This window comes from Pseudomonas sp. MN1F (genome assembly GCF_009391885.1).
Taxonomy (GTDB): Bacteria; Pseudomonadota; Gammaproteobacteria; order Pseudomonadales; family Pseudomonadaceae; genus Aquipseudomonas.
In genome coordinates this window covers 259,868-285,211 of the sequence record NZ_VZII01000009.1, presented here as the reverse complement: position 1 = coordinate 285,211, position 25,344 = coordinate 259,868, and the positions used below count along the sequence as shown (strand labels likewise).

The window sequence follows — 25,344 nt, the reverse complement described above, 5'->3', positions numbered from 1 at the left end:
TGTAGGAGCGGATTCATCCGCGATGAATCCACCGCGGCTACAGCACCTGGCGCAGGAAGGCCTGAGCGCGCGGGTCCTTAGGCGAGGCAAAGAACTCAGCCGGCGCCGAATCTTCCAGCAGCTTGCCGTGATCGAAGAACAGCACCCGGTCGGCCACTTCGCGGGCAAAGCCCATTTCGTGGGTAACGCAGACCATGGTCATGCCTTCCTGGGCCAGGGTCTTCATCACGTCCAGCACCTCGCCGACCATTTCCGGGTCGAGCGCCGAGGTAGGCTCGTCGAACAGCATCACCTTCGGGTCCATCGCCAGCGCACGGGCAATCGCCACCCGCTGCTGCTGGCCACCGGAAAGGCGCGACGGGTACTCGTTGGCCTTCTGCGCAATGCCGACCTTCTCCAGCAACGCCCGCGCCTTGGCCTCACGCTCGGCCTTGTTGCGCTTGCGCACCACCTTCTGCGCCAGGCACAGGTTTTCCAGCACGGTCATGTGCGGGAACAGGTTGAAGTGCTGGAACACCATGCCGACTTCGCGGCGGTAAGCGTTGATGTCGGTCTTCGGATCAGCCAGTTGCAGGCCATCGATGGCCACATGGCCCTGGTCGAAATGCTCCAGGCCGTTGAGGCAGCGCAGGAAGGTCGACTTGCCCGAACCCGACGGGCCGAGCACCACCACCACTTCGCCCTTGGCGACCTGGGTGGTGACGTTATCCACAGCCCGCACCACATGGCCACGGGTATCGAAGACTTTCAGCAGGTCACGGACTTCAATCACTTTGCGCAAGCCTCCGCTCGAGCCGGCTGGCGATGTGCGACAGCGGCAGGTTGATCAGCAGGTACAGGCCTGCCACGCAGAACCAGATCTCGAAGGTCGAGAACGACGTGGTAATGGCCTCGCGGCCGCTCTTGGTCAGCTCGGTGATGGCGATCACCGACACCAGCGAGGTGTCCTTGACCAGGCTGATGAACTGCCCGGCCAGCGGTGGCAGCACGCGCTTGAACGCCTGCGGCAGGATCACGTGGCGCATCGACTGGCCCGCGTTCAGGCCCAGCGAGCGAGCCGCCTCGTTCTGGCCCTTGGCAATGGACTGCACGCCGGCACGGACGATTTCCGCGACATAGGCGCCGGTGAACAGCGCCAGCGCGGCCACCCCGGCGAACTCGCGGGACAGGTTGAGCACGGTGCCGATGAAGAAGTAGAAGATGAAGATCTGCACCAGCAGCGGTGTGCCGCGCACCAGTTCGACGTAAACGGTCGACAGGTCGCGCAGGGTCGGGTTGTTCGACAACCGGCACAGGCCGGCGAACAGGCCGATCACCAGGCCCAGCGCACCGGACACCACCGAGATCCACAAGGTGGTCCACAAGCCCCAGGCCAGGGGGCCGGCTGCCCAGTGCCGGGTTACGCCAATCGGGTCGCCTTCGGCGACATCGTCGCCACGGCTCAGTTGCAGGCTGTCCTTGGCCACGTCGAGCACTTGCTCGGCGCCGCTCTCGTCCTTGAGCGTGACGCGGGCGTTATCGCCGGAGATGACGATTTCCTGCACGGTACCGTTACTGGCTGCGCGCTGGGTTTCCTCGGCCTTGTAGGCGAAATACTGCGGTACGCGGTTCCAGCGCCACTCGTAGGAAATCATCGAGGTGGCCATGTACAGGCTGAACGCCAGGCCCACCAGGACCAGGGCGGTCAAGCCATGCCAGGGCCACTGGGCTTTCTTGTGTTTGATCACGTGGGGTACTTCCGTAAATGCGAACGCGCAGGGTTTGCCTGCGCGTCGGGGTCATAAAGCCGGGCTTGTGGCCTGGGCCTTATTCCATTTCCTTCAGCCAATCCTTGTTCTTGAACCACTTGTCGTGAATACGATCGTAGGTCCCGTCATGCTTGATCTGGTGCAGGAAGTTGTTGATGAAGTTGATGCTGTCGTAGTCGCCTTTCTTCAGGCCAAAGGCCAGCGGCTCGTAGGTGAAGGGCTCTTCGAGGAACAGCAATTTGCCGGCACCGGCCTTCTCCACCGCCACCACGTTGTACGGCGCGTCGTAGACGAAGGCGTCAGCCTTGCCGTTGACCACGTCCATCACCGCTTCCTGCTCGTTGTCGTAGCCGTGGTACTTGGCTTTGCCGATCAGCTTCTTGGAAACCATCTCGCCGGTGGTACCGAGCTTGGAGGTCAGGCGGTACTTCTCGTTGTTAAGGTCCTTGTACGACTTGATCTCGCCCGCCAGCTCCTTGCGGATCAGCAGGGTCTGGCCAACCACGATGAAGGGTTCGCTGAAGTTCAGGCGCAGGTTGCGTTCCTGGGTCAGGGTCATGCCGCTGCCGATCATGTCGAACTTGTCGGTCAGCAGGGCCGGGATGATGCCGTCATAAGCAGTGGAAACAGCCTCGAACTTCACACCCATGGATTTGGCCATGGCTTTGAGGATATCGACTTCGAAGCCGATGATCTCGCCGCGCTTGTTGGTCATCTGGAACGGCATGTAGGTTGGGTCCATGCCCACCCGCAGGGTGCCGCGCTTGACCGCGTCATCGATGGCGCCGGCCTGGGCCGCAGTTACGGCGACCAGGGCGGTAACACCGACCAGCAGTCGCGACAGGTATTTCTTGATCATCACCAAGTCCCCTAGCAAGTAAAGAAGCGAATCTTATTGTCTTGGCACGGCCGTACCGGCCGATGCGGATTATCGGAGAGGGATGCTAACGCATGGCGGCGCTCGGACCTAGAGCCGGGGGGGACTTTGTTGGCCAAAAAAAAAATCGCGGGTAAATCCGCTCCTGGCAGGAGCGGATTTACCCGCGATTGCGATCGATCAGGCGCCGACGAGTGCCGGCTGGCCTTCATTCTCCGGATGCAGCGGCAGCAACGGCGAATGCGGGTCGTTGTTGATCGAGGCACGCCACACATCGATCCACGCCGCATTGTGCTCGGCCCAGACCTTTTCGTGCAGGCGGCTCAAGGCGACCGGGTCGCTGAGCAAGGCCAGGCGGGTATTGAGGTCCAGCCCTTTCGGCCCGACCTCGAGCGCCTTGGCCACGCGCTCGGCACGCATTGCCTCGATCGGCGCGGCCTGACCGTGACGGGCAGTGGCCATGGCGCAGGCCAGGGCATTCTGCCGTGGGTCGACCACCGCACGCACGAAACCGTCATGCAGGGCATGCCAGCGGTTCTCGTGGGTGTATTGGTCGGTGGCCAGCAGCTCCTGCGGCGTCGCGTACTCCTCGGGAATGAGGAACAGCTTCTCGTCCTTGGCCGCCAGGCCCAGGCGCGTGCGGCTGGAGATGACCGAGACCGGGATCGACAGCACCAGCGAGCCGACGATCGGCGCCAGCCACCACAGGAAGCTCGGGTTCAGCCAGGCCACCAGCCCGGCCCAGGCGAAGCCCAGCAGGGTCTGCGGACCGTGACGGCGCAGCGCTTCGCTCCAGGGGGTGGAGTCGTCGTCACGCTGCGGCGAGTTCCAGGTCGCTGCCCAGCCGAGGAACGCAGCCAGCACGAAGCGGGTGTGGAAGATCATCCGCACCGGCGCCAGCAGCATGGAGAACAGCATCTCCATCAGCATCGACAGGGTGACCTTGATGCGCCCGCCGAACTCGACGGCGCCCTTGGCCCAGATCAGGATGACGCTGAGCAACTTGGGCAGGAACAGCAGCACGATGGTAGTGGAGAACAGCGCCACGGCCTTCTCCGGGTGCCACTGCGGCCACAGCGGATAGAGCTGGTACGGCTCGATGAAGTACTGCGGCTCCATCAGCGTATTGGTCGCCAGCAATGCCGTCGACAGCACCAGGAACAGGAACCACAACGGCGCCGACAGGTAAGACATCACGCCGGTGAGGAACACCGCACGGTGCACCGGGTGCATGCCCTTGACCAGGAACAGGCGGAAGTTCATCAGGTTGCCGTGGCACCAACGGCGGTCGCGCTTGAGCTCGTCGAGCAGGTTCGGCGGCAACTCTTCGTAGCTGCCCGGCAGGTCATAGGCAATCCACACGCCCCAGCCGGCGCGGCGCATCAGCGCGGCTTCGACGAAGTCGTGGGAGAGAATGGCCCCGGCGAACGCGCCCTTGCCCGGCAACGGCGCCAGGGCGCAGTGCTCGATGAACGGCTTCATGCGGATGATCGCGTTATGGCCCCAGTAGTGTGACTCGCCCAGCTGCCAGAAGTGCAGGCCGGCGGTGAACAACGGGCCGTACACGCGGGTGGCAAACTGCTGCATGCGCGCATACAGGGTGTCCATGCCCGAGGCTTTTGGCCCGGTCTGGATGATGCCGGCGTCCGGGTTGGCCTCCATCAGGCGTACCAGGCTGCTCAGGCACTCGCCACTCATGACGCTGTCGGCGTCGAGCACGACCATGTACTTGTACTCGCCACCCCAGCGACGGCAGAAGTCGTCGAGGTTGCCGCTCTTGCGCTTCACACGGCGACGGCGGCGGCGGTAGAAGATACGGCCGAAGCCCTTGGTCTCGCGGCACACGTCCAGCCAGGCCTGTTGCTCGGCCACGGCGATGTCGGTGTCGTTGGTGTCGCTGAGCACGAAGAAGTCGAAACGGTCGAGGTTGCCGCTGGCCGCCACCGACTCGAAGGTCGCCCGCAGGCCTGCGAACACGCGCGGCACGTCTTCGTTGCAGATCGGCATCACCAGCGCGGTACGCGCCTCGGGGGCAATCGGCTCGTTGCCGGCACTGCTACCCGAAATCTTGTACTTGTCACGCCCGGTGAGCAGCTCAAGGAAGCCCATCAGCGCGGTCCAGAAACCTGCCGATACCCAGCAGAAAAGGATACCAAACAGCACCAGGATGGACGTCTGCAAGGCATACGGCCAGACCTGCACCACGGTGTCCCACAGCGGCTGGTTGACGATTTCGTTGAGGTCGACGAACGACCAGCCCTGGTACGGCAGGATGCCCTTCATGTACCAGCCGGCGACGATGGTCTGGCCAATCATGAGGGCGAGCAGGATGTAGCGGCGGATCGAGCCAACCGTGCGCCAACGCGCTGGCGGCAGCTCGCGCTTGGGCGGCTGCGGGGCGTTGGGGCGGCCGGTCATGCGCCGCCACAAGCGGATCAGTACGTTGGTGCGCCATGGCTCGGGCACGACCTTGGTGCGCTTGATCGGCGGTGCAATCTTCAGGCACAGGCGGCCGCTGCCGTCGACACCGAGCATCTCGGCGTCTTCCAGCTCGGCGGCGCTGCCCACGGTCAGGCGCGGGCCGACCGAGGCCTGAACGGCCTCGGTGGTGTTGGCGGCCGGGTTGGCCGCCAAACGTTGGTGCAGCTCACTGAACGAAGTGCAGCTGGCGAGTTCCGCGCGCTGCTCATCGCTCAGTGGAAGGTGGGCCAGGTATTCGCCAAGCGATTCCGGCCTTGCGCTTGAGTTACTCATCGGCAGGCAACTGATAGCTCCAGGTCTCGGTCAGCACTTTTTCAGTGGTGGCCGGGGTCCCGTTGGTGGGCGCCGCATCGGCGGCAGGTTGTTCGGCCTTGGCTGGTTCCGCCTTGGCGGTCTTCTCATGTTTGGCGTGCTTGGCCGCGGCCTTATCCTGCTTGGTTTCAGCAGCGGGCTTGGCCGGCTCGACCGGTACGTCACGCACCAGCGCAGCGCGCATTTCGGTGGACTTGTTGGCTTCCTTGACCTTCAGCCGCAGGGTCAGGCGCCAGCCCTTGGTCTCCGGGTTATAGCGCAGATTGTTCTCGACCACCTCGGCATTGTCGCCAACGCTGATCTGGCTGCGCACCGGGGTGTCTTCCGGCAAAGCGGCCAGGGCCGGGCCGGCGAAGTCGACCAGGAAGGCGACACTGCCGTCTGGCTGGCGGATCAGGTTGGACTGTTTGACGTCACCGGTGGAGCGCAGGGTCTGCTTGACCGAGCCCAGGTCAGGGGCCTGGAACTGCTGCTCGTCGATGGTCCAGTGCAGACGGTAGGCGTATTCGAACGGCTTGCCTGGCTCAGGCAGCTTCTCCGGGCTCCAGAAGGCAACGATGTTGTCGTTGGTTTCGTCGGCAGTCGGGATCTCGACCAGGTCGACGGTACCCTTGCCCCAGTCACCTTTCGGCTCGATCCAGGCACTTGGGCGCTTCTGGTAGTTGTCGTCGAGGTCTTCGAAGTCGCTGAAGGCGCGCTGACGCTGCATCAGGCCGAAACCACGCGGGTTCTCGACGCTGAAGTTGCTCACGGCCAGGTGTTTCGGGTTGTTCAGCGGGCGCCACAGCCACTCGCCGTTACCGGCATGGATCGACAGGCCTTCGGAGTCATGCAGGGCCGGGCGATAGTTCAGCACCTTGGACGGCTGGTTGGGGCCGAACAGGAACATGCTGGTCAGCGGGGCGATACCCAGGCGGCTGACCTGGTCACGCAGGAACACGCGCGACTGCACGTCGACCACGGTGTCGGTGCCCGGACGCAGGATCAGCTTGTAGGCACCCGTGGAGCGTGGCGAATCCAGCAGGGCGTAGATCACCAGGTGCTTGTCGGCCGGCTTGGGCTTCTCGACCCAGAACTCGGTGAAGCGCGGGAATTCTTCGCCCGATGGCAGCGCGGTGTCGATGGCCAGGCCACGGGCCGACAGGCCGTATACATGGCCCTTGCCGACCACGCGGAAGTAGCTGGCCCCCAGCAGGGTCATGATCTCGTCCTGCTTGTCGGCCTTGTTGATCGGGTAGAGCACACGGAAACCGGCGTAACCGAGGTTCTTGACGGTTTCCGGGTCGTGCGGCACGTCACCGAACTCGAAGCGGCTCGGGTCGTACTTGATTTCCTCGACATTGGTGGCGGTGATCTCGTTGATCTTCACCGGGGTGTCGAAGTGCATGCCCTGGTGGTAGAAGGACAGCTTGAACGGGGTCTTGTCCTTGGCCCACTCGGCCTTTTCCTGCAGGAAGTGGATCTTCTGGTAGTCCGCGAACTTCATGTCGCGGAACGCAGCCGGCAGATTGCTCTTCGGTGCTTCGTATTTCTGGCCGGCCAGATCCTTTGCCTTGGCTGCAACATCGTCAAGATTGAATGCCCACAGCTGGCCCGCGCTCATCAGGCCGACCAGTGCCACACTGGCCATCAGGGCCTTGCGCAGTCCGGTGCCGGGGATTCTTGATGCTTTTTGGGGACTAACAATCACGAGCAACCCTCGCCGAAAACAGATCATGAAACCAACGGCCAGCGACAAATGCCGGGTTGGCGAGCACTGTTCGGACCCCATAAGGGCCTAATGATTCCCCAAACGGGTCCAGACAATGCTCGAGTCAGAGTGAAACGAACCTGCGAACGCAGGCTCACGCAGCGCGCGATTATCCAGCAGGATGCGTTACAACGCATCAGTGTGGACTAACTATTTATCGTACAAAACCCCTTGTTTTCCTATAAACAAAGGGTTTTTCGACTTCATATTTGTAACAAGAATGTCACTGGGCCATCATTGACGAGGTGCACCTGCATGTCTGCGCCGAAGCGCCCGCTCGCCACATCGGCATGCTGGCCGCGCGCCTTGCTCAAAAGATAGTCGAACAATTCGGCCCCGAGTGCCGGTGGCGCGGCGGTCGAGAAGCTTGGGCGCATGCCGTTGCGGGTATCAGCCGCCAGGGTGAACTGGGAGACCAGCAGCAAGCCGCCACCGACATCCTTGAGCGACAGGTTCATCTTGCCCTGATCGTCGCTGAACACCCGGTAGTTCAGCAGCTTGTGCAACAGCTTGTCGGCATGTTCACGCGTATCTTCAGGCTCGACAGCCACCAACACCAGCAATCCCTGGTCAATGGCACCGACTATCTCACCACCGACCTCCACGCGTGCGCCACGTACGCGCTGCAGCAAGCCCCTCATGCTTCTTCCAGCGGCAGGTCGAGCAGCCGGCGCGCCATCTGGTCGGCCGCGCGCACCAGGGCATCGGTGATACCTGGCTCGGAGGCGGCATGCCCGGCGTCGCGGATCACCTTCAGCTCGCTGTTCGGCCAGGCCTGGTGCAGCGCCCAGGCATTGTCCAGCGGGCAGATCACGTCGTAGCGGCCATGCACGATCACCGCCGGCAGGTGGGCGATCTTCGGCATGTCGCGAATCAGTTGGTCTGGCTCCAGGAACGCATTGTTCATGAAGTAGTGGCATTCGATGCGGGCGATCGACAGCGCGCGCTGGGGCTCGGAGAAGCGGTCGACCACCAGCGGGTTCGGGCGCAGCGTGGCGGTGCGGCCTTCCCAGGTGGACCAGGCCTTGGCCGCATGCATCTGGGCGATCTGGTCGTTGCCGGTCAGGCGCTTGTGGAAGGCCTTGACCAGGTCACCGCGCTCTTCCGCTGGGATCGGCGCGATGTAGTCCTGCCAGTAGTCCGGGAACATGCGGCTGGCACCTGCCTGGTAGAACCACTCGATTTCCTGTGGTCGGCACAGGAAGATGCCGCGCAGGATCAGGCCGTGCACGCGCTCGGGGTGGGTCTGGGCGTAGGCCAGGGCCAGGGTCGAGCCCCAGGAGCCGCCGAACAGCACCCATTTGTCGATCCCCAGATGCTGGCGGATGCGCTCCAGGTCCTCGACCAGGTGCCAGGTGGTGTTGTTCTCCAGGCTCGCGTGTGGCGTGGAGCGCCCACAACCGCGTTGGTCAAAGGTGATGATGCGGTACAGGTTGGGGTCGAAGTAGCAACGGCTCTGGGCATCACAGCCTGCGCCAGGGCCGCCGTGGATGAATACCACAGGCAGACCTTCCGGCGAGCCGCTTTCATCGACATACAACACATGCGGCGCTTCCACGGCCAGATCATGCCGGGCGTAGGGTTTGATCTGCGGGTACAGGGTCTGCATTGCGCACTCCGTGTGAGGTTTGGGTCGGCCGAGGGCCATCATAAACCTGAATTGCGCTTTGAGCATGTGTCTGCGGCGAGATCATGTTATGTGCTTGCGCGGTATGTAGCTAAATAGCATCCAAGCCTCCCGAAAAGCGAGGCATCACATGATCGACTCACAGCAAGCACCTTCTGCCACCTCTTCATCGCCACTCAACCTGGTCGCCAACAAGCTGCCCGACTGGCTCGCCAGTACCCGGCCTGATGAACACCAACACATGCGCGCTGGCGCTGGCAAACCGAATAAATGGTTTGAAGTGGCGTGCCTGGCGCATCCTGACATTGCTCGGCAACTGATCGAGGAATACGGCATACAGCGCCAGGCTGAAGCAGAAGTACGCAAGCTGCTGACGACCGTGCCGGCGTTGAAACCGTTCGCCAGCAAATTGCTTGTCGCGCAAATCCGCCAGCGCTTTGCGCTGGACCCCGATGTGGCTGCCACTTTTCTGCTGAACGCAAGAAAAGCCGAAGCCTATAGGGAAAGCATGAGCGGTGACCCGTTCGTCACCACCGATCGTGCCGTGAAAAGAGCTACGCAATCTCTGCTGGATAGTGCCCTGCAGAACTTTGAAGCCAGCGAAGCAGCCCCTTCAGGGCTGGAAGCAGGCGGCAACCCATCACTGATCATCGACAGCAATCAGGTCAGCATCGTCGGTTCACCTGCCAAGCAGATTCCCATCGAACCCGAAGCGTTCGCGGCAATGGTGCGTGACCTGGATATCGGCGGCAGGTACCAGGCATTGGTCGCTGCAGCCATCGCTGGCGAAACTGCACACGAAGTAGTGCGCCGCGCCGAGCAATCCAGCCTGCGCCTTCATGTGCACCTGGCTTACCTGCAAGGCGCCATAGACGGGGCCACGCATGACGCGCTGAGCAAACTCGCCACCCAGGGCCTGGCCAGCTACCAGGGCCAGCCAATACTGTGCTCACGTATCACCCTGCTGCACGCCACCCTTACCGGCGCTGTGGCCTTTGGCATTGCAGCTGCCGGGCACACGGCTTCCGGGAAGTTTCCACCACCGACCTTTCCTTATGGTGGATGGGTGGTGCTCTACCTTCCCGGCACGCCTGTACCACTGACCGCGCACGCCTCCCGCCAGCAAGCCGAAGCATTTCTACTTGAACAGTTACCTGCGCTTCGCAACGCCGAGTCCTTGCAACTGGTGCCCGAACGAGACAAGTCGGTATTCCTGAGTAAACTCCAAGACACACTCGAGCCCTATACGTGGAATCCGGCGAAGGGCTACAAGGAACGCATCAAAGACCCGAACGCCCGGGTTTCCATGCATTTACAGCCAATCGCTCAGCCATTGCTGGACGAACTGACCAACCAACGTCAGCTGCGCCTGAAAGACGATGCCGCCTTCCACGCCGTATCCACCGCAGCGGAGGACGAAAAAACTGCAGCCAAACGGCTGGCCTACTTCGAGTCACTGACCCTCAATGCACTGAACATCGGCGCCTTCTTCATCCCCGGACTGGCACCGTTGATGCTCGGCCTGACCGTGCTGCAACTCGGCAACGAGGTTTTTGAAGGGCTTGCCGACTGGGCAGACGGCGAGCGCGAGCAAGCTTTCGGCTACCTGCTGGATGTGGTGGAAAACCTGGCCTTGGTCGGCGCCCTCGGGGCCATTGGCGGTGCAGGAGCAAAGCCTGCGGTCGAAAAACTCACAGTAGAAACCCCTTCCTTCATTGAAGAGCTCAAGCCTGTGGAGCTTGCCCCTGGCGACATCCGTCTCTGGCACCGCGATCTACGCCCCTTTGCCCATGACATCGTTTTACCCGCCAGCCTCAAGCCTGATGAGTTCGGTTTGTACCATTACAAGGGTAAAACCTGGCTTCCCCTCGAGGAACGGACCTACTGCGTAAGCACCGCGAACACCGATCATCGGCTGGTGCACCCTAGTCGTCCTCTCGGCTATCAACCGAAGCTGCAGCACAATGGCGCAGGTGCGTGGTTGCATGAACTGGATCAGCCTCGGGAATGGGCCGGGATGACACTGTTTCGTCGGTTAGGCCATCTGGCTCGCGAATTCGACGAACCGATCGCAAGCTGGATACTGCGTGTCAGCGGCATGGAAGAAAGCGTGCTGCGCCGCGTTCTCAGCGAAAACCAACGGCTGCCGGCGTTACTGGAGGACACCCTGCATCGCTTCGCCCTGGATCGGCAAGTCAGCCAGTCGCTCCCACAGGCAGGCTCAGCGGCGCGCAACGCCGAGTTTGGAAAGCGCTACCGCCAGCTGGCAGCCGGCGATGCACCCGGAGTCATCCAGCAGGTTTATCCGGGCCTCCCCCAAGCCATCGTCGAGGAACTGCTGCGCAATGCTACTGCAACCGAGCATCTGAGCATGACCAACGGCAGGGTGCCGCTGCGTATTGCTGAAGAAGTCCGGCATTATCAACAACAACTGCGCTTGGCCCGCGCATACGAAGGCTTGTACCTGAACTGCGTGCGTAGTTGGGACACTGACCGCCTGATCGCACACACGCTTGAACAATACGCTGGCTGGTCAGCTGATACCCGGCTTGAACTGCATCAGCGCAGCCAATGGCCGCGCCAACGTGACAGTGTCGGGCCACTGAACGCCAGTCATGTCAAGGCCATCAGCAGTTCCGAAGCCGGCTATATCGTCCACCACAGCGAACAGGCAACCGCTGCGACGAGTGCGCATCCAAGCCTTTATGGGGCCTTGTGCGAAGCACTGCCTGAGGCCATGGCGAGCCTGGGTATCGACGCTGCAGCAGGCCTGCGCCAGTGGGTGCAGAACGCCCCCTTGTTGCCACGCAATGCCCTCAGGCAAGTACTCGGCATGCACACCGTGCGGCCCGGCTTTCGTTCACCGATGCGCCTGGCCGACGGTCGCTTGGGCTACCCTCTGAGCGGCGGCCATTCGACCGCCGACAGCAACGTTCCACGGCAAGCATTGCTGGACGCCATCGCCGCCACCGGTTTGGCTGAGCATACGCAATGGACAGCGGACCAAGTGCTCAGGATGGTCACTGTCAACCGCACACGGCCACAGGCGCTTGCGCACTTGCAACTGTTGCGCGAGCAACGCGACATCCTGCAAGCAAAGCTTAACGACTGGAGCGAAGCCATCTCCCCAGCGTCAGACCAAGCGGCACACGATTACCACATCCTGCGCGAATCCATCCTCCAGCATTGGTACGACACCGCCCTGGAACAGGGGCTGGAGCACAGCGCCGAGCTGCGCATCCAGCAAGTACCACTGGCGGACATCCCGCTGATCCTGCCCGACTTCTTCACCGCCCGTGTTCGCCGTCTTACCCTGCACGACTTGCCCTCAGGCGCGCTAGCCGGTTGGGCGCAAAACGAACGCCTGTTGCAACGCCTGCTCCGGCAGATGCCAAACATTGATTCTCTGCAAATCAGCCGCCCATATGACCCCAGGTCGACCCCCTCCTCTTTCCTGTTCAGCATTCCGACCATTAGCGAAAGCTTGCCCGGCTTGCAGCGGCTGGCAATAACCAATCAGAACATTTCGCTATCGGAGAGCGATCTGAGCCTGTTGTCAGGGCTTGACCAGTTGCGCTATCTGGACTTGAGCGGTAATCGGTTGGCGCAGAACAACAGCCCGAGTTTCCATGAGCTGACCCTGGATTACCTGGGCCTGAACCAGATGCAATTGTCGCAATGGCCAATAGGCATTGGCAGTGACGCCCTGGGACGGATCGCCCAACTGTCCCTGCGCGACAACAACCTCAGGTCATTGCCCTCGTTCCTGCTGAACGAAGCAGAAACCATCAGCACTGCGCCGCAGATCTCATTGCAGGGCAACAGCATCAACGAAAGCCATTTGCAGCGCTTGCGGCTGAATGAGCGCGTCGATATGTCCGGCATCACCACAGACCAGACCGCCGCGCTCTCTGAACAACTCACCCGCATCCGCAGTGAGCGCCAGCAGATGCGTGATGCCATCGACGGCTGGGCGCACGCCTCCAGTTCGAGCAACCCGCTGACCCAGGAAGCGCTGGCAGACAGGCAGCGCATCGAGACCGCCATCAATGGGTTCTGGCAGCAGCAGGAACAGGGGCAACTCTACCTGCGTCTGCAGCTAGAGGATGTGGCCATTGAGCATTTCCCCCGCCGGCTGCCAGCGTTCTTTGGCGAGCGTGTCCGGGCAATGACCCTGACCCGTTTGCGTGGCAGCGCATCGCAGCTCGATGAACTGCTGAGCCGTTTTCCGAATGTCACCCGGCTGACCATCGATGCCCATCAGGCAGCAACACCTTCGCTGGCCTCGGCACTGGCGCGTGTTCCCCACCTGACCCACCTGGAATTTCGCAACATGGGCCTGGAAGTCGACCAGTCCACGCTGGAGATCTTCGCCGGGCTGGAAAACCTGACCTCCTTAGACCTTTCCGGCAACCGCGTAGGCACCATCGATCAAGTACCCGCACAACTGTCCCGCAACCTGCAGTCACTGGCGCTGACCAACATGGACCTGCGGGCGTGGCCAAGCTGGTGCGACAGCCTGCTGCCGCTCGAACTGCTGGACTTGAGTGCGAACAATATCAGCCAGTTGCCTGAGCACATTCTGTCGAACCTGAACAACCCGATGCCGATATCGTCGATCGCGCTGTTCGATAACCCATTGCCGCTCGATACCATCCTGCGCGTGCGGGCATTCTCGGACAGCCAGCACAGCTACTCATTCGCTCTGGATATCCCTGGCAACCTGCAGCTTGTCGACTCATCGAGCGAAGGCTCACTCGATCATCCGCACTTCCCCCTGCTTGGCGACGACACGCCCAGGCTGGAGGACTGGATGCTCGGCAACGAAGCACAGAACGAGGCACTCAAGGACTGCTGGGCACAGCTCGAAGGCAGTGACCTGTTGCGCCTGGCAGGCCGATTGCACAACGCAGCGCCCTACGTCGATCCAACCACGCGCACCACGTTCTGCGAGCGGGTACGCCTGGTACTGGTAGCAGCAGTGAGCAACGAGGTAGACCGGGCAACCATGGAGCAAATCGCCGTGGAAGCCCTGCCTCACCCTGTGAGCGGCTCGCAGACCTGCCATGATGGTGCGTTGCAGACGTTCAACAACATCGAACTGTACCTGATGAACCAGCACCTGCTTATCGACGCTGGAGATACCCTGCAAGCGCTGCGTCAACGCCTGTTGCAGCTGTTCCGGATTGATCAGTTGGAGACACTGGCCGAACACCGGAAGGGCTCAGGAGACGTAGTCTCGGTGAGACTGGCCTACCGTCGCGAACTGGCCAGGGAACTGGAGCTGCCGATTGCCGATAGCATGCGTTTCCGAGGGGCCGCGAATCTGGCCCGCGGTGAGCTGTCCAGCGTGCTGGAGAAGGTCCGCGAAAGCGAACTGGGCGATGCCCTGGTCGACTACATGCTGAGAAATAGAGATTGGGTTGCGCGCCTGCGCGCCATTCATGCCGACCGCTTCGCCGAAGTAGAGGCACGCTTCCGCCTGCGAGTGCTTGAGCTGGCCAGCCAGGACCACCCGCTGCAGGATGAGTTGGCTCTGCAGCTGGCACTGCAAATGGAAAAGGATCAGGAAGAGCTCGAGATACTGCGCGAACTCACCATCGCGCAAATCAACAACAATTGATCCGAAGTGACTGGCGACGCGCATGCCCTGCATCGCGTCGCCATGCTCACCGGCGAGCTTTACCGCCCATACCGCTCCTTACCCCACGCCAGCAGCGCTTGCAGAAGCTGCCTCAGTACTTGCTGAGTCGGCTGAGCCAGGTCTTCACGGTAATTGAACGGTTCAACTTCTTCCATGTAAGTGCTCTGTGCCAGCTCCAGTTGCACCGCATGGATATGGTTGGCCGGGTCACCATAGTGACGGGTGATATGCCCGCCCTTGAAGCGACCATTGAGCACATGGCTGTAGTTGCCCGCTTCGGCGCACACGCCTTGCAATCGCTCGCCCAGTTGCGGGTCGCAACTGGCGCCATTGAAGGTACCCAGGTTGAAGTCCGGCAGCTTGCCATCGAACAGGTGCGGGATCAGCGAACGGATCGAGTGGGCATCCCACAGCAGTGCATAACCATGGGCCTCACGCAGGCGCGCCAGCTCGCTCTGGATCGTGTTGTGATAAGGGCGCCAGATCGACTCCAGATAGGTCTTGCGCGCCTCGGCGGTCGGCGCTTGGCCTTCCTTGAACAGCGGCTCGCCGTCGAACAGGGTGGCCGGGTACAGACCGGTGGTGGCACCGACGTACAACGGTTTGTCGTCGTCCGGGCGGTTCAGGTCGATGACGAAGCGCGAATACTCCGCCGCCACCACGCTGGCGCCCAGCTCACGGGCGAAGTCGTACAGGCGCGGGATGTGCCAGTCGGTGTCGGGCAGGCTGCGGGCCTGCTCGACCAAGCCATTGTCCACCGCCGGGGTCAGCTTGAGGCCGGCATGGGGCATGCTGATCAGCAGCGGCAGGTGGCCCTGGTGAAAACTCAGTACCTTGTCCATCGTGCCTCGCTCAATTGGAAATTTCGTGGCCCTTGCGCACCACGCGCTTGGGCAGGTCACCGCCCAGCCAGTAGGCCAGGTCGGCAGGACGGGCGATCTGCCAGGCGACGAAGTCGGCAACCTTGCCGACCTCAAGCGACCCGTGGCTGTCACCCAGGCCCAGCGCCGTGGCGGCGTGCAAGGTGACGCCGGCCAAGGCCTCTTCCGGGGTCATGCGGAACAGCGTGCAACCCATGTTCAGCATCAGGCGCAGCGACAAACCTGGCGAGGTGCCCGGGTTGAGGTCGCTGGCCAGGGCAATCTTCACCCCGTGACGACGCAGAGCGTCCATCGGCGGCAGCTGGGTTTCACGCAGGAAATAGAAGGCGCCCGGCAGCAGCACGGCAACCGTGCCAGCCTTGGCCATGGCGATGGCGTCTTCCTCGGTCATGAATTCCAGGTGATCGGCCGACAGCGCCTGGTAGCGCGCCGCCAGGCTGGAGCCGTGCAGCGACGACAACTGTTCGGCATGGAGCTTGACCGGCAAGCCCAGTGCGTGCGCCTTGATGAACACCTTTTCGACCTGTGCCGGGGAGAACGCCAGGTGTTCGCAGAACGCGTCCACCGCATCCACCAGGCCTTCAGCGGCCAAAGCGGGCAGCATCTCGTCACAGATATGCGCGATGTAGTCATCCGCCCTGCCGGCATACTCCGGCGGCAAGGCATGGGCGGCCAGGCAGGTGGCGCGCACCGCCAGCGGCAGCTCATCGGCCAGGCGCCGGGCCACGCGCAGCATCTTGCGCTCGTTGGCCAGGTCCAGGCCGTAGCCGGACTTGACCTCGATCGTGGTCACGCCATCGCGCATCAACGCCTGAACCCGCTGGCGAGCACTGGCGAACAGTTCGTCCTCGCTGGCCGCGCGGGTGGCCCGCACGGTGCTGGCGATACCGCCACCCTGGGCGGCGATCTCGGCATAGCTGACGCCTTGCAGGCGCTGCTCGAACTCGCCGCTGCGGTTGCCGCCGAACACCGCATGGGTGTGGCAGTCGATCAGCCCCGGCGTGACCCAGGCGCCGCCCAGGTCCACCGTGCGGTCGAGCTCGAACGGCTGCAGCTCGGCGCGGGGGCCGATCCATTCGATCAGCCCGGCGCTGGTGACGATGGCCGCGTCCTCGATGATCGAGTAACGGCCCTCGGCCAGGGTTGCCGCGTGGCAGTGCTGCCAGAGGGTTCTCATGTGCAATCTCCTTGACTAGCGGTGCAGCTCGACCGGCACGTGCTTGCCTGCACGCGGCTTGCACCACAGCAGGTAGGACGCCACCAGGAACACCACCCAGACCACGCCGACCAGCAAGGCCGCCTGAGTATCCGGGAAGTAACCGAGTACACCGAAAATGAACACCATGAAGGCAATGGCCATGGCCGGGCCGTAAGGCCAGAACGGTACCGGGAACTTCAGCTGGGCCGCCTCTGCAGCGCTCATGCTGCGGCGCATGGCCACCTGGGTGACCAGGATCATCAGCCACACCCACACGGTGGCGAAGGTGGCGATGGAGGCGATCAGCAGGAACACGTTTTCCGGGATCAGGTAGTTGAGCAGCACACCAACCAGCAGCGCCGCGCCCATCACTACCACGGTCATCCATGGCACGCCGTGTTTCGACAGCTTGCCGAAGCTGCGCGGTGCATGGCCTTGCTGAGCCAGGCCGTACATCATGCGGCCGGCGCCGAAGATGTCGCTGTTGATTGCCGAAATCGCAGCCGAGATCACCACGATGTTCAGCACGGCAGCGGCAGAGCCAATACCGAGATGGCTGAAGATCTGCACGAACGGGCTGCCTTCGCTGCCGATCTGCGGCCACGGGTACAGGCACATCAGCACCAACAGGGTCAGCACGTAGAACAGCAGGATGCGCAGGGGCACGGCGTTGATCGCCTTGGGGATGACGCGCTGCGGGTCCTTGGCTTCACCGGCAGTGACGCCGATGATCTCGATGCCACCGAAGGCGAACATCACCACGGCGAAGGAGGCGATCAGGCCACCGATGCCATTGGGCATGAAGCCGCCATGCTCGAACAGGTTGCTGATGCCCACGGCATGTTCGCCAGTCACCTGGCTGAAGCCAAAGGCCATGATGCCGAGGCCGGCCAGGATCATCGCCACGATGGCGCCGACCTTGAGCAGCGACAGCCAGAATTCCATTTCGCCGAACACCTTGACGTTGCACAGGTTGAGGCCGCCGATCACGAAGACGATGCCCAGCACCCAGATCCAGCGGGCCACTTCCGGGAACCAGAAGCCCATGTAGATACCGAAGGCGGTGATGTCGGCGATGGCCACGATGACCATCTCGAAGGCGTAGGTCCAGCCGAGGATGAAGCCGGCCATGGGGCCGAGGTAGGTGGTGGCGTAATGGCCGAAGGAGCCGGCCACCGGGTTGTGCACGGCCATTTCGCCGAGGGCGCGCATGACCATGAATACCGCGGCGCCGCCGATCAGGTAGGCCAGCAGCACCGCCGGGCCGGCCATCTGGATGGCCGAGGCGGAACCGTAGAACAGGCCGGTGCCGATGGCAGAGCCAAGGGCCATGAAACGGATGTGGCGGGCCGTTAGCCCGCGCTTGAGACCTTGAGCTTGTTGCATGTCACGTCCTTAAATTGTTTTTGTGGTCGTGAGGTCGATGGGGGCTGTTTTGCAGCCCTTTCGCCGGCAAGCCGGCGCCCACAACGGGCGGGTTTGCACCGTCAATGTGGGAACCGGCTTGCTGGTGATTGGCCGCGCAGCGGCCCTGGGGGTATCACAGGCTAGGCAGGACACCAGCAGGCAGCAGCCCGGTCAGGCTGCCCTTGGCCAGCAGCTCGACAGCTGCCTCGATGTCCGGAGCAAAGAAGCGGTCACGGTCATAGTGCGGCACTTCACGACGCAGCGCCTGGCGCGCCTGCTCCAGCTTGGCCGAAGTCTTCAGGCCTTTGCGCAGGTCCAACCCCTGACACGCACCCAGCCATTCGATGGCCAGCACACCACGGGTGTTCTCGGCCATTTCCCACAGGCGCTTGCCAGCAGCCGGGGCCATCGACACGTGGTCTTCCTGGTTGGCCGAGGTCGGCAGGCTATCGACACTGTGCGGGTGCGACAAGGCCTTGTTCTCGCTGGCCAGGGCTGCAGCGGTGACCTGGGCGATCATGAAGCCGGAGTTGACCCCGCCATTTTCCACCAGGAACGGCGGCAGCTGGGACATGTGCTTGTCCATCATCAGCGAGATGCGGCGCTCGCTCAGCGAACCGATTTCGGCGATCGCCAGGGCGATGTTGTCGGCGGCCATGGCCACCGGCTCGGCGTGGAAGTTGCCACCGGAAATCACGTCGCCTTCGGCGGCGAACACCAGCGGGTTGTCCGACACGGCGTTGGCTTCGATGCCCAGCACCTCGGCGGCCTGGCGGATCTGGGTCAGGCAGGCGCCCATGACCTGTGGCTGGCAGCGCAGCGAGTACGGGTCCTGGACCTTGTCGCAGTTCTTGTGCGACAGCGACACTTCGCTGGAGTCGCCCAGCAGGTCGCGGAAGCAGGCAGCGGTGTCGATCTGGCCACGCTGGCCACGCACTTCGTGGATGCGTGCATCGAACGGCGAACGCGAACCCAGCGCGGCTTCGACGCTCAGGCCACCGCAGGCGATGGCGGCGGCATACAGGTCTTCGGCGTGGAACAGGCCGCGCAGGGCGTAGGCGGTGGAAGCCTGGGTGCCGTTGAGCAGGGCCAGGCCCTCCTTGGCAGCCAGGGTCAGCGGCTCGAGGCCAGCAACAGCCAGGGCTTCGGTAGCCGGCAGCCACTGGCCCTGATAACGGGCCTTGCCTTCACCGAGCAGTACCAGCGACATGTGCGCCAGCGGTGCCAGGTCGCCGGAAGCACCCACCGAGCCCTTGAGCGGGATGTGCGGATAGACTTCGGCGTTGACCAGGGCGATCAGCGCATCGATGACCTTGCGGCGGATACCGGAGAAACCACGGCTGAGGCTGTTGATCTTGAGGACCATGATCAGCCGCACCAGGGCGTCATCCAGCGGCGCGCCGATACCGGCGGCGTGGGACAGCACCAGCGAGCGCTGCAGGTTCTCAAGGTCGTGGCTGGCGATGCGGGTCGAGGCCAGCAGGCCGAAACCGGTGTTGATGCCGTAGGCGGTACGGTCTTCGGCAATGATCTGCTCGACGCAGGCAACGCTGGCGTCGATGGCTGGCGTGGCGCTGGCATCCAGCTGCAGGCGCACGGGTGCGGCGTGGATGGCGCGCAGCTGGGCCAGGGTCAGGGTGCCGGGCTTGAGGGTCAGTACGGTCACTTCGCTACTCCAATTCTGTCAGGGGCCCGCAGGCCCCTCTTAGTGTTCAGTATCACTCAAAGCGCAGCGATCAGCCCGTGATCATTGGCAGGTCGAGGCCCTGCTCCTTGGCGCAGTCGATGGCGATGTCGTAACCGGCATCGGCGTGGCGCATCACGCCAGTCCCCGGGTCGTTGGTCAGCACGCGAGCGATACGTGCGGCGGCTTCATCGGTACCGTCGCAGACAATGACCATGCCCGAGTGCTGGGAGAAGCCCATGCCCACGCCACCGCCGTGGTGCAGCGAAACCCAGGTGGCGCCGCCTGCGGTGTTGAGCAGGGCGTTGAGCAGCGGCCAGTCGGAGACGGCGTCGGAGCCGTCGCGCATCGCTTCGGTTTCGCGGTTAGGGCTGGACACCGACCCGGAGTCCAGGTGGTCACGGCCGATCACCACCGGTGCCGACAGCTCGCCGCTGCGGACCATTTCGTTGAAAGCCAGGCCCAGCTTGGCGCGCAGGCCCAGGCCAACCCAGCAGATACGTGCCGGCAGGCCCTGGAAGCTGATGCGCTCGCGGGCCATGTCCAGCCAGCGGTGCAGGTGGGCGTCGTCCGGGATCAGCTCCTTGACCTTGGCGTCGGTCTTGTAGATGTCTTCAGCGTCGCCGGACAGCGCCGCCCAGCGGAACGGGCCGATGCCGCGGCAGAACAGCGGACGGATGTAGGCCGGGACGAAGCCTGGGAAATCAAAGGCGTTGCTCACGCCCTCTTCCTTGGCCATCTGGCGGATGTTGTTGCCGTAGTCGAAGGTCGGGATGCCCTGCTTCTGGAAATCGAGCATGGCCTGCACGTGCACGGCCATCGATTGTTTGGCGGCCTTGACCACAGCAGCCGGCTCGGTCTGCGCGCGGTCGCGGTACTGCTCCCAGGTCCAGCCGGCAGGCAGGTAGCCGTTCAATGGGTCGTGGGCGCTGGTCTGGTCGGTGACCATGTCCGGGCGCACGCCACGCTTGACCAGCTCTGGCAGGATTTCGGCGGCGTTGCCGTGCAGGGCGATGGAGATCGCCTTGCCTTCGGCGGTGTACTTGGCGATGCGGGCCAGGGCGTCGTCCAGGTCAGTGGCCTGTTCGTCGACGTAGCGGGTTTCCAGGCGGAAGTCGATGCGGCTCTGCTGGCATTCGATGTTCAGCGAGCAAGCACCGGCCAGGGTCGCGGCCAGTGGCTGGGCGCCGCCCATGCCGCCGAGGCCGGCAGTCAGTACCCACTTGCCTTTCAGGCTACCGCCGTAGTGCTGGCGGCCGGCTTCGACGAAGGTTTCGTAGGTGCCCTGGACGATGCCCTGGCTGCCGATGTAGATCCAGCTGCCGGCGGTCATCTGGCCGTACATGGCCAGGCCTTTGGCGTCCAGTTCGTTGAAGTGCTCCCAGTTGGCCCAGTGCGGCACCAGGTTGGAGTTGGCGATCAGAACACGCGGGGCGTTGCTGTGGGTCTTGAACACGCCGACCGGCTTGCCCGACTGCACCAGCAGGGTTTCGTCGTCTTCCAGGCGGGTCAGGGTCTCGACGATCTTGTCGTAGCACTCCCAGTTGCGTGCGGCGCGGCCGATGCCACCGTACACCACCAGCTCTTTCGGGTTTTCCGCGACCTGCGGGTCGAGGTTGTTCATCAGCATGCGCAGTGGCGCTTCGGTCAGCCAGCTCTTGGCGGTCAGCTTGTTGCCACGTGGGGCACGGATTTCAACGTCACGGTATTTGTTGTTGTCGGTCACGGGAAGGTCCTCGGCGGTTGTCCGCAGGCAGATGTGTCGTGGTCAATATACAAACACATCTTTACTTGTATGTACAAGCATGGACAACCAAAATAATCGGACCGCTCCTCGGATTTCTGCGCAAAGCAAAAGGGGCCGCTATGCGGCCCCTTGCTGATTACAGCGGATTCAGCGTGGCATCAGCTCGATCAGACAGAACCGACCCTGTACCTCCAGCCCCAGCAACTCGTCATTGCCCTCCAGCCGCAGGCAGTCATACAGGCCCAAACGCTGCACTTCATGCCCCGCCATCGCTACTTCAACCTGATTGCTCGCGGCAAACAGCAACACCGTCGACGCCGAGCTGTACAACCGGCTGGTGCCGTCGAACCACTGCAAGCGCGCCCGATAGCGCTGCGGCGCATAGATCAGGTTGAAGTCGCGGATCGCCCCACCGAGCAATTTGCAGCTGACCTGGCTCTCACCACTGAAGGCGAACGCATCGAACGGCAGCAATGGCCGACTGGCCTGGTCGTCGACCAGCAGGCGCATGCCGTCACCCTGCAGCACGGTGATGATCCGCTGGTAGCCGGCGAACACGGAAAACCCGCCCGACTCCTCGATATCGGCGATCGACAGGCGCCAGCCGAAGCCATCGAGCCCCTCGCCGTTGTCGCGGGTGATCTCTTCGGTGAAACCGCCACCGTTCTTCCAAGGCATGCGCGGGTAATCCTGCGCACGCAGCAACTGCGACTGGGTCATTTACTGAAACGTCCTTCAAGGCGGTGACGGGAACCGGGGTGAATCAACCGCGCCGCCGTGACGGGCTGGCGACCCGACCAGGTGCGACGGCGGATCAGCAGGCAGGGTTCACCGCGCTCGATCTGCAGCAGGCGGCACTCTTCGGGCTCGGCGAGAATCGCCTCGACCACGTGCTCACCCTCGGTCAGCGGCGCGACCTGGGACAGGTAGGCATAAGGCGTCTGCCGGGTGAAGTCCTGCTTGAGGTAGTCGGGGGCAATGGCCGCGTTGACGTAGCGGTCCTCGATCTGCACCGGCACGCCGTTCTCGTAATGCACGATCAACGAGTGGAACACCCGCTGCCCTTCGCGCATGTCCAGGGCCAGGGCACGCTCGGAACCGGCGGCCTCTTCGGCCAGCTTGATCACCTGGCAGCTATGCTGGTGGCCACGGCCGGCGATCTCGTCGGCGATGTTGTTGACCTCGAACAGCGCAGAGCGGGTCTTGGGCTCGGCGACGAAGGTACCCACGCCCTGCATCCGCACCAGCAGGCCTTCAGCGGTGAGCTCGCGCAAGGCGCGGTTGATGGTCATGCGGCTGAAGCCCAGCTCGCTGACCAGTTCGCTCTCCGAAGGCACCCGGTGATGCGGCGGCCAGCTGCCGTTTTCGATCTGCTGGATGATCATCTGCTTGACCCGCGCATACAGCGGCGCCGGGCCCTCGCCCATCTGGGCAACCAGCGCGGAGACAGGAGGTGTCGGCACGGCGTTGAGTCCTTAGGCAATGGAATGAGCGGTAGCTTGCCGCAGTTTACCCGGCAGGCAAACGCCTGTATATGTATATACAAGTTAAACAATAACAGGATTTTTGCCGATGTCCGCCTATTTTGCCGAACGCGCCCTGCTACCGACGGGTTGGGCCAGTAACGTCCGCTTCGAAGTATCCAGTGACGGCTTGCTCAGCCGGATCGAAGCCGACGCTTCGGCCGAAGGCGCCGAGCGCTTGGCCGGGCCGTTGCTGCCAGGCATGCCCAACCTGCACTCGCATGCGTTCCAACGGGCCATGGCGGGGCTGGCGGAAGTCGCGGGCAACCCCAACGACAGCTTCTGGACCTGGCGCGAGCTGATGTACCGGCTGGTCGGCAAGATCACCCCGGAGCAGCTACAGGTCATTGCCCGCCAGCTGTACATCGAGATGCTCAAAGCCGGCTACACCTCGGTGGCCGAGTTCCACTACGTGCACCATGACCAGGCGGGCAAGGCCTACGCCGACCCGGCCGAGCTGTCCCGACGCATCAGTGCGGCCGCGGCCAGCAGCGGCATCGGCCTGACCTTGCTGCCGGTGCTGTACAGCCATGCCGGTTTCGGCGGCCAGGCACCAAACGAAGGGCAGCGGCGCTTCATCAATTCCACCGAACAGTACCTGCAGTTGCAGGCGCAGCTGGCGCCAGTATTGGCAGCACAACCCGCGCAGCAGCTGGGCTTGTGCTTCCATTCGCTGCGCGCAGTCACGCCCGGGCAGATCGCCGAAGTGCTGGCGGCCGGTAACCCGCAATGCCCGATTCATATCCACATCGCCGAACAGCAGAAGGAAGTCGACGACTGCCTGGCCTGGAGCGGGCTGCGACCGCTGCAATGGCTGTATGAGCATGTCGAGGTGGACCGCCGCTGGTGCCTGGTGCACGCCACCCACGCCGAAGCCGACGAAGTCACGGCCATGGCGCGCAGTGGCGCAGTGGCCGGGCTGTGCCTGACCACCGAAGCCAACCTGGGCGACGGTATCTTCCCGGCGGTGGACTTCCTGGCCCAGGGTGGGCGCATGGGCATTGGTTCGGACAGCCATGTGTCGCTGAGCGTGGTCGAGGAGTTGCGTTGGCTGGAGTACGGCCAGCGCCTGCGGGATCAGCGGCGCAACCGGCTATACCGTGGCGACCAGCCGATGGTCGGGCGCACGCTGTATGACGCTTCGCTGATCGGCGGGGCGCAGGCGCTGGGGCAACCGGTTGGCGAGCTGGCGGTGGGCAAGCGGGCCGACTGGCTGGTACTGGATGGGCAAGACCCGTATATCGCCATGGCCGAGGGTGACGGGATTCTTAACCGCTGGCTGTTCGCGGGCGGTGACCGCCAGGTGCGAGATGTGATGGTCAACGGCCAGTGGGTGGTGCGTCAGGGGCAACATGCCCATGAAGAACAAAGCCGTCAGGCATTTGCCAGCGTACTGCGAACGCTGCTGGGCTGAATGCAGAGGGGCCGCAATAGCGGCCCCCGTCTTTTCAATGCATCTGCACGATCTGCTTGTCCGGCGTCCGCCAGATCAGCCGGCTGGTGTCATAGCCCTGCTGACGGGCCTTCGACATCAGGCTCTCGCGCTCCCACACCGGCAGGGTCGGCGTGCGCGACAGGATCCACAGGTACTTGCGGTCCGGGCTGCCGACGATCGCGGTACGGTAGTGATCATCCACGTACAGGATCCAGTACTCGCCCTTGGCCACGCCCGGTACCAGGCGGGTGAACCAGTTGTCGAACTCGACCCACAGCCTGTCGGTATGCCCCGGTTCCTGGATATTGGCGTGCCCTTCGGCGCGCAGCCATTCATCACCCATCGTGCGGCAGCGGTTGAGTACGCCGTACGAGCCATCGGGCTTGAGGTTGTAATGCGCTTCGGACTGCGCGCACTCGGCCTGGTACTTCATTGGCAGGCGCGCCAGTTCGTACCACTTGCCCTGATAGCGCTTGAGGTCGACATCACCGGCGGTCTTCGGCGCCAGCGGGTCGTTGGCGGAGGTGGCGCAGCCACCCAGCAGCATCACCAGGCACAGCCCCAGCAGTACATGCAAACGCCTCATTTGAGGCCCTGCCCGGAGTAGATCAGCACCTTGTCGGCTGCGTATTGCACGCTGATGAAGCTCTTCTCGTCCCCCCAGGTACAGCTGCTCATGCCCAGCGCGCCAGAGCACTCGGTGGGCGTGCCGAGCAGCTGCTCGACCTCGGCCTTGTTCATGCCGGCCTTGAGCTTGGAATAGTTTTCCTGATTGATCTTGCTGCACGCGGTCAGGACGACGCACAAGGACAACAGGGCGAGGGAACGCAACGACATGAAGGGACACTCCTGGGAAATAGACACAGGCGAGTGGCCTGCAGTGATCTTCGACGGGAAAAACCCTCCCTGGTTCCCTGACAACAGCGCTTTCGTCGTACGCCGTTGGTCGGCTGGGCCTGCGCAAACGATTAATGTTTTAGCCCGCCGCGACGACACAGCGAGCACGCTGTGGCGCATTGCCACAGCCCTC

The 25,344-nt window shown here is 63.1% G+C and carries 18 protein-coding genes; 2 read left to right on the top strand and 16 right to left on the bottom strand.

The features are described from left to right. Positions 1 to 37: 37 nt before the first annotated feature. The 7 genes from F6X59_RS07130 to pip form a co-directional block, all read right to left on the bottom strand. Positions 38 to 772 (bottom strand): amino acid ABC transporter ATP-binding protein, encoded by a 735-nt coding sequence (locus F6X59_RS07130; RefSeq protein WP_346653765.1) that lies wholly within the window; start codon positions 770 to 772, stop codon positions 38 to 40. Continuing rightward, on the bottom strand, positions 765 to 1,727 hold the full coding sequence (locus tag F6X59_RS07125) for an amino acid ABC transporter permease (protein WP_372240320.1): 963 nt from the start codon (positions 1,725 to 1,727) through the stop codon (positions 765 to 767). The genes F6X59_RS07130 and F6X59_RS07125 overlap by 8 nt, the downstream gene beginning before the upstream one ends. Positions 1,728 to 1,806: 79 nt before the next feature. Further along, positions 1,807 to 2,604 (bottom strand): transporter substrate-binding domain-containing protein, encoded by a 798-nt coding sequence (locus tag F6X59_RS07120; RefSeq protein ID WP_025752328.1) that lies wholly within the window; start codon positions 2,602 to 2,604, stop codon positions 1,807 to 1,809. A gap of 201 nt (positions 2,605 to 2,805) precedes the next feature. After that, positions 2,806 to 5,379 carry a glucans biosynthesis glucosyltransferase MdoH gene (mdoH, locus tag F6X59_RS07115; RefSeq protein WP_152955608.1) on the bottom strand — a complete coding sequence of 858 codons (2,574 nt, stop codon included), beginning with the start codon at positions 5,377 to 5,379 and terminating at the stop codon, positions 2,806 to 2,808. Then, positions 5,372 to 7,108, bottom strand: coding sequence for a glucan biosynthesis protein (locus F6X59_RS07110; protein WP_346653764.1), 1,737 nt, complete (start codon positions 7,106 to 7,108; stop codon positions 5,372 to 5,374). The genes mdoH and F6X59_RS07110 overlap by 8 nt, the downstream gene beginning before the upstream one ends. A 263-nt stretch (positions 7,109 to 7,371) precedes the next feature. Beyond that, positions 7,372 to 7,809: a D-aminoacyl-tRNA deacylase gene (gene dtd, locus F6X59_RS07105; RefSeq protein ID WP_152955607.1), complete on the bottom strand. Its 438-nt coding sequence runs from the start codon at positions 7,807 to 7,809 to the stop codon at positions 7,372 to 7,374. Next, positions 7,806 to 8,777, bottom strand: coding sequence for a prolyl aminopeptidase (gene pip / locus F6X59_RS07100; protein ID WP_152955606.1), 972 nt, complete (start codon positions 8,775 to 8,777; stop codon positions 7,806 to 7,808). The genes dtd and pip overlap by 4 nt, the downstream gene beginning before the upstream one ends. Before the next feature lie 148 nt (positions 8,778 to 8,925). Here pip and F6X59_RS07095 point away from each other — a divergent pair, with 148 nt between their 5' ends. Then, entirely contained in the window at positions 8,926 to 14,418 is a 5,493-nt protein-coding gene (locus F6X59_RS07095; protein ID WP_256669117.1) for a dermonecrotic toxin domain-containing protein, read from the top strand. A 59-nt stretch (positions 14,419 to 14,477) separates the two neighbouring features. Here F6X59_RS07095 and hutG read toward each other — a convergent pair whose 3' ends face one another. The 7 genes from hutG to hutC form a co-directional block, all read right to left on the bottom strand. Then, the gene (gene hutG, locus F6X59_RS07090) at positions 14,478 to 15,281 is read right to left on the bottom strand and encodes an N-formylglutamate deformylase (protein WP_152955605.1); all 804 of its coding nucleotides are present in this window, start codon (positions 15,279 to 15,281) and stop codon (positions 14,478 to 14,480) included. A gap of 10 nt (positions 15,282 to 15,291) precedes the next feature. Beyond that, positions 15,292 to 16,497: an imidazolonepropionase gene (gene hutI, locus F6X59_RS07085; RefSeq protein ID WP_152955604.1), complete on the bottom strand. Its 1,206-nt coding sequence runs from the start codon at positions 16,495 to 16,497 to the stop codon at positions 15,292 to 15,294. 15 nt (positions 16,498 to 16,512) lie between these two features. Beyond that, a complete protein-coding gene (locus tag F6X59_RS07080; RefSeq protein WP_152955603.1) occupies positions 16,513 to 17,904 on the bottom strand; it encodes an amino acid permease in 1,392 nt (463 codons plus the stop codon). A gap of 154 nt (positions 17,905 to 18,058) precedes the next feature. Then, positions 18,059 to 19,591 (bottom strand): histidine ammonia-lyase, encoded by a 1,533-nt coding sequence (gene hutH / locus F6X59_RS07075; RefSeq protein ID WP_346654244.1) that lies wholly within the window; start codon positions 19,589 to 19,591, stop codon positions 18,059 to 18,061. Between the two features lie 70 nt (positions 19,592 to 19,661). Beyond that, a complete protein-coding gene (gene hutU / locus F6X59_RS07070; RefSeq protein WP_346654243.1) occupies positions 19,662 to 21,335 on the bottom strand; it encodes a urocanate hydratase in 1,674 nt (557 codons plus the stop codon). Positions 21,336 to 21,503: 168 nt separating this feature from the next. Further along, complete coding sequence (locus F6X59_RS07065; RefSeq protein ID WP_152955601.1) at positions 21,504 to 22,076, bottom strand: HutD family protein; 573 nt, start codon at positions 22,074 to 22,076, stop codon at positions 21,504 to 21,506. Next, the gene (hutC, locus tag F6X59_RS07060) at positions 22,073 to 22,783 is read right to left on the bottom strand and encodes a histidine utilization repressor (RefSeq protein ID WP_152955680.1); all 711 of its coding nucleotides are present in this window, start codon (positions 22,781 to 22,783) and stop codon (positions 22,073 to 22,075) included. Before hutC ends, F6X59_RS07065 begins: the two co-directional genes overlap by 4 nt. Before the next feature lie 145 nt (positions 22,784 to 22,928). On the opposite strand from hutC, the gene F6X59_RS07055 reads away from it, so the two are divergent. After that, positions 22,929 to 24,293, top strand: a complete 1,365-nt coding sequence (locus tag F6X59_RS07055; RefSeq protein WP_152955600.1) for a formimidoylglutamate deiminase — start codon at positions 22,929 to 22,931, stop codon at positions 24,291 to 24,293. 34 nt (positions 24,294 to 24,327) lie between these two features. Here the strand turns inward: F6X59_RS07055 and F6X59_RS07050 are convergent, their stop codons facing one another. Further along, positions 24,328 to 24,900: a lipocalin family protein gene (locus F6X59_RS07050; protein ID WP_152955599.1), complete on the bottom strand. Its 573-nt coding sequence runs from the start codon at positions 24,898 to 24,900 to the stop codon at positions 24,328 to 24,330. Further along, entirely contained in the window at positions 24,897 to 25,151 is a 255-nt protein-coding gene (bamE, locus tag F6X59_RS07045) for an outer membrane protein assembly factor BamE (RefSeq protein ID WP_027921036.1), read from the bottom strand. The genes F6X59_RS07050 and bamE overlap by 4 nt, the downstream gene beginning before the upstream one ends. Positions 25,152 to 25,344: the final 193 nt, after the last annotated feature.